We start from the raw sequence: 4,924 nt of genomic DNA on the forward strand, positions 1-4,924 counted from the left end.
ATACGGTCCATTGGCCTTGTGGAGGTCATGTTCTATGGTATAGTTCCGCAAATAGTCGGTCAGGTGCGAAGCATGTTCAAACACCCCTCGGTACATATCAACGACATAGAGTCCCCCGTCGGGAGCGGTGTACATGTTCACCGGACGAAATCGCTCATCCGTGGACGTCAGAAATTCGCGATCCTCGTAGGCAAACCGAGCTTCCGTCTCGATTTCGGAGGGATCCCCCTCGACGATCATCCGTTTGATCAGGTTGCCCACCGGTTCCGGGGTAAAGGCATTGCCCACGTACTCGCTCCCGAACTGTGCCCCCCGGTATATGGTGGTGCTCGAGGCTGACGTAAACTGGACCAGGGTACTGTCGTCTCGCAGCATCCCGTCGCGATACCCGCGGTTCACCCCGGTGGGGTGAGACGGCCAGAGTGGTTTGTTCGGGGCAATGCGCACATTCTGGCCTTCGCTGATATTAAACCCGGGATGACGGTCGCTGTACCCGTGGGGCACGAAATGGGTGTGAAGCGGCCAGGAATTGCTGGAGGAGTAGAGCCGGCCCCAGTTATCCTTGGACATCCCGTACTGCCCCAGCCGGTTAAAGGGGCGCGTCTGCCAGTGTCCGCTCACCCGGCGAATGCTTTCTACATTTTCATTGGAACTGTGGAGCCAGTTGTCCATTCCCCATATCAAGCCCCCGGGGAAACCATGATTATTCGGATCGGAGGCGTCCCCGTAACTGCTGTAAACAATTTCCTCGCTATCAGCCTTTCCGTCCCCGTCGGTATCGCGAAGCAGGCGCACATTGGGCGGCTCACCCACCAGCACCCCATCGTGGAGCACCTTGATCGCCCGCGGGAGGATCAGAGAATCCGCAAACACGCGGTGCGTGTCCATCTGCCCATCCCCGTTCGTGTCCTCCAGCACCGTTACACGCCCTTCGGGCACCCGCTCGCGCTCCATCGTAGCCACCGCATCCTGCAGCACGTCCATATCATCGCCCGGCATATAGGAGGGCATATCCACCACCCAGAGGCGTCCGTCGGAATCGATATCCATGGCTACGGGACTGGTTATCATCGGTTCATGGGCGACTACTTCAATACGAAAGCCCTCCACCAGGTCAAAAGTCTCCAGGGCCTCCTCCGGGGGCAGCGGGGGGACCACCAAATCCGCATAGGGCTCATAATCCGCCTGGCCGGCTTCCCCGCTCTGCGCCTGGGCAATATTGGCAGACAGGGACAGGCAGCGTTCTCCCAGGGACCTGTCGTCCGTATTATTATTCCGTTCACAGGACATGCAGAATAATAGCAAAGAACTTATTACGATTGTTAAAAAAGGGTTCTTGTGTTGCATTATAATTTTTCTGGGTTAATCACATTAATTATTAGGAATTATCATGTTGGTCACAATCTGATGAGAACGATCAGGATGCGCCGGTTTCCATGTAGGACAAGGGTTATAGCCGGAATAATTCTTTGGCGTTTCGGTACAGGATTTTCCGTTCAATGTCTTTGGTGGGTGACAGCTTGCGGATCATGGCGATCGTATTTCCACCGCTGCAGTCGTCCCCGCCGCCGTTGCTGTCACTACAGTCGCTGCCAAACAGTAGTTTATCCTGGTGCCGCTGTAGGAATTCCCGCGCATGATCCTCATCGCGGGTGAGTGCATTCAATCCCGAGCCGGCTGAAAGATCTCCATACATGTTCGGATAGTCACTGAGCAGCTGGTCCGTCAGTCCCCCTGCCGTTACTTTGGTCTCCGGATACATGACACTTTGATCCTCATGGTCTTTGTCTATATTGGCCCACCAGGTTTGGGCATGACCGATAAAATTAACTTCGGGATATTTTTCCAGCATGGTATGGAAGCGATCAAGACCATAATTATAGGTATCATGTTGCCAGTGCATTAACACAGGGACATCACAGGACCCGGCCAGCTCATAAATTCTCTGCATCTCCGGAGAATCACAGGGGACGGCAAACTTTGATTCGCCGATCACCTTCGCCCCCCGCTCTACATATTTCTTTATCTCCGGAATCGCATCCTCCAAATCGGGGACCTCATTAGCTCCAAACAGAAATTCATCCGGGTATTTCTGTGCCAAACGGTAGCAGGATTTGTTACCGCCGGCGCCCGCCGCCAGGCCGTTGGAATCTCCAAAATGAGTGGATGCTTTTTCCACAGGACGTCCCGCCGGCAGCAGGATCGTCGTAGTGATTCCCAGCGCTCGCTGGTGAGCCACCAGCTCGTCATTTGTTCTGCCGGAATAATCGGTATGCTGATGAATATCAATGATCGGTTCACTGTCCGCTCCGGGCAATTCGGTGCCATACAGTTTCCAGGCCGCTCCCGCCATAAGCAGGCTTGTGCTCGTTAAAAATTTCCGCCGGGATATTGAGTGAGATTTACTCATTAAGGGATTAGTTCATTTGTTTTTTTTGATTTCGTATATATAAAAAAAATCGTAGAAACACCAAATAAACAGGTAAAAAAAGAATTATTATTTTCTTTTGTTATATAATTATTATCAAAAAAAGCTGCCTTCAAATTTTATTCACAGCCGTTACAGATCCAAGGCACAATTACATCTCTGAGGTTATGTTTAATCAAGAAGGCATGAATATCTGCTATAAAGATATTTTTGCACCGCCTTGTTCCGACGACTCCATAATCGCACGTACAATTCTGATGTCCCGGAGTCCCTCTTCGCCCGGTACGACCGGGTCTGTGCCATCTTTGATGGCAAGAGCCTCGTTATCCATTTGACGAGCTTGCTGATGCTCCGGGTCCGGCGGAAGCTTGGTGCCGTCGCTTGTTTCTCCCTGCACGCCGCTGTACGATTGAAAAGGCCGCAAATAATACCAGCCATCGGTACAATCAACATTCAGGTAATTCATGGACTTTCCAAAGCTGGTTTCCCCTTTGGCAATGACCCCATCCGGGAATTCCAGTTCGAAGACCGTAGTCTCATCCACCTCGCTGTACATCTGGGAACGCTCCGAGCTTTGTTTCCCGCTGGCAGCCACCGGTTCTTTGCTTGTTGCGTAGCGGGCGGCATTGATCGGATACACCCCCATATCATACAGGGCACCGCCACCCAGCTCGGCATCCCGCCTCCAGTCGCCCTCCCGGTGGCTTCCGCTATAGCCCGCTCCCGTTTCTACGCCTGTTACCGCGCCATAGGTTTCTTCCCGGCCATACCGGATAATGGTCCTTGTATTGGGCTCATGCTGCATGCGATAACCGATACACAGCTGAACTCCGTTTTTATTGGTAGCATCGATGATAGCCCGGCATTCTTCGACATCCATAGCCATCGGCTTTTCACACCATACATGCTTGCCCGCTTCAGCGGCAATGATAGAATATTTGGCATGCAGTCCGGTAGGCACAACGACGTAGATCACGTCAATATCATCGTTGCTCGCCACTTCGTGCATGGTTTCGTAATTATACACATTGTCGTCGGGGATGCCGTACCGCTGCTGCCAGTCCGGTATTTTTGACGGGGACCCTGTGACAATGCCCCGCAGTTCGCAGTGTTCGGTGCGCTGCAGGCCAGGCGCGAGCCGCGTGGTACTGTAGTTTCCCAGTCCGACAAGGGCCACGCCCAATTTCTCCTTCTTTTTGGGAATAATAATGGAGGGAAAACCTACCGTGGCTGCGGCTAAAGCAGATCCGGTTTGTTTCAAAAAACGCTTCCTGGAAATTCTGTCATCAGACATATCACTGCCACCATTTTTTTATTATGAGGTCTGACAGATAATAAATAGAGGTTTATTGTAATCCAAAGAATTATTTAATATTGCCAAATCATCATTTATTTTTTTAATATTCAACCCGCCACGGGAAGAAATACATAAACCCGGGATGCGAATATTAGTTTCTGTAGAAGTAGATAAGGTAAAAATGAACGTCTGCGTATAGGTTTACTTGAATTGCTAAAACAACCCTGGGAGGTATCATCAGATCAGCATAACAAGCTAAACGTTCATACACTAAAGATTACTATGAATCAGCTGGATATAAGGTTCACGGGAGCAGTCCTTGATCTCACAATAGAACTTGAGGGCAAAGAAGTTGGCCTGTATTTCGATGGGACCAGTGAATGGAGCAGGACGTTGGAAAAATTTGAAATCGAAGGGAAACTGGATTTACTCATGCTTTGCAAAGGAATGAACGGCACTTCATGGAAGCTGGAAATTATAATTGATACCGAACGGACCAAAACCTACAACGGTGAAATACGAAAAGGATACTCCCTGCTTTCTGACGAAATAGATATATCACCAAAAGAGTGACATGAAGCTCATTGCTACATACCTACTATTTATTGCTTTATATCTTCTGTCTGTTACCACGGATGTGCAAGCGCAGACCTTCTTTGAGGATGCGCAGGGAACAACCTCGATACATTTACCGGTCGGGGGCATCGTAGGGGTTAATACAACAGGTACCAGCCTGAAAATGGGCTACTATTATAACCGTTCGGACAGAGATATCGTAGTTGGAGTGGATGCCAGTGCAATCTCGAATAATGGACTGGCCCCGCTCATGACCAATAAGGAACTCAGTCCCGAAGCCCGTATAAGCGTTAACCTGGGACTCAAAAATGTATCGACCGGTGATGCCATGCCCTCCGGATATGATTACCTGAACCTGAGAATTGGAATCGGAGCGGCTCAATACCGGACGATGGATGTTAATGCACCGTTCGAGCAGCAGATCAGCACCCGGTCATTCAATAAAGTCAACGTTGGAATGTCCTATAATTACTATCTCAATGGCAACATGATTTTGGGGGCTTACGCCGGATATGACAGAACCAATAATATTTCAACCTTAACCGAGCTTACTATAAGGGAGACAATCACTACCGCGGAGGCTGACGGAACCACCAGGACAGCACAGGTAGCGTACACGGCCT

At 50.2% G+C, this 4,924-nt stretch carries 4 protein-coding genes and 1 pseudogene; 2 read left to right on the plus strand and 3 right to left on the minus strand.

Annotated features, from left to right (window positions below; all coding sequences use genetic code 11):
* The 3 genes and pseudogenes from ACESLU_RS11685 to ACESLU_RS11695 all read right to left on the minus strand — a co-directional run.
* A pseudogene (locus ACESLU_RS11685) lies at nucleotides 1-1,290 on the minus strand (dehydrogenase); the annotation flags it as partial.
* A 160-nt stretch (nucleotides 1,291-1,450) separates the two neighbouring features.
* Nucleotides 1,451-2,410, minus strand: coding sequence for an amidohydrolase family protein (locus ACESLU_RS11690; RefSeq protein WP_372638828.1), 960 nt, complete (start codon nucleotides 2,408-2,410; stop codon nucleotides 1,451-1,453).
* A 214-nt stretch (nucleotides 2,411-2,624) separates the two neighbouring features.
* Entirely contained in the window at nucleotides 2,625-3,722 is a 1,098-nt protein-coding gene (locus tag ACESLU_RS11695) for a Gfo/Idh/MocA family protein (RefSeq protein WP_372638829.1), read from the minus strand.
* 285 nt (nucleotides 3,723-4,007) lie between these two features.
* On the opposite strand from ACESLU_RS11695, the gene ACESLU_RS11700 reads away from it, so the two are divergent.
* On the plus strand, nucleotides 4,008-4,298 hold the full coding sequence (locus ACESLU_RS11700; RefSeq protein WP_372638830.1) for a hypothetical protein: 291 nt from the start codon (nucleotides 4,008-4,010) through the stop codon (nucleotides 4,296-4,298).
* A gap of 1 nt (nucleotide 4,299) precedes the next feature.
* The coding region (locus ACESLU_RS11705; RefSeq protein ID WP_372638831.1) for a hypothetical protein at nucleotides 4,300-4,924 on the plus strand (625 nt) is incomplete at its 3' end.

Origin of the sequence: Fodinibius sp. (assembly GCF_041642155.1) — a bacterium.
GTDB lineage: Bacteria > Bacteroidota > Rhodothermia > Balneolales > Balneolaceae > Fodinibius.

Coding starts and splice junctions, on each gene's coding strand:
- ACESLU_RS11690 (WP_372638828.1), bottom strand. CDS start 2,410: ATGAGTAAATCTCACTCAATATCCCGGCGGAAATTTTTAACGAGCACA.
- ACESLU_RS11695 (WP_372638829.1), bottom strand. CDS start 3,722: ATGTCTGATGACAGAATTTCCAGGAAGCGTTTTTTGAAACAAACCGGA.
- ACESLU_RS11700 (WP_372638830.1), top strand. CDS start 4,008: ATGAATCAGCTGGATATAAGGTTCACGGGAGCAGTCCTTGATCTCACA.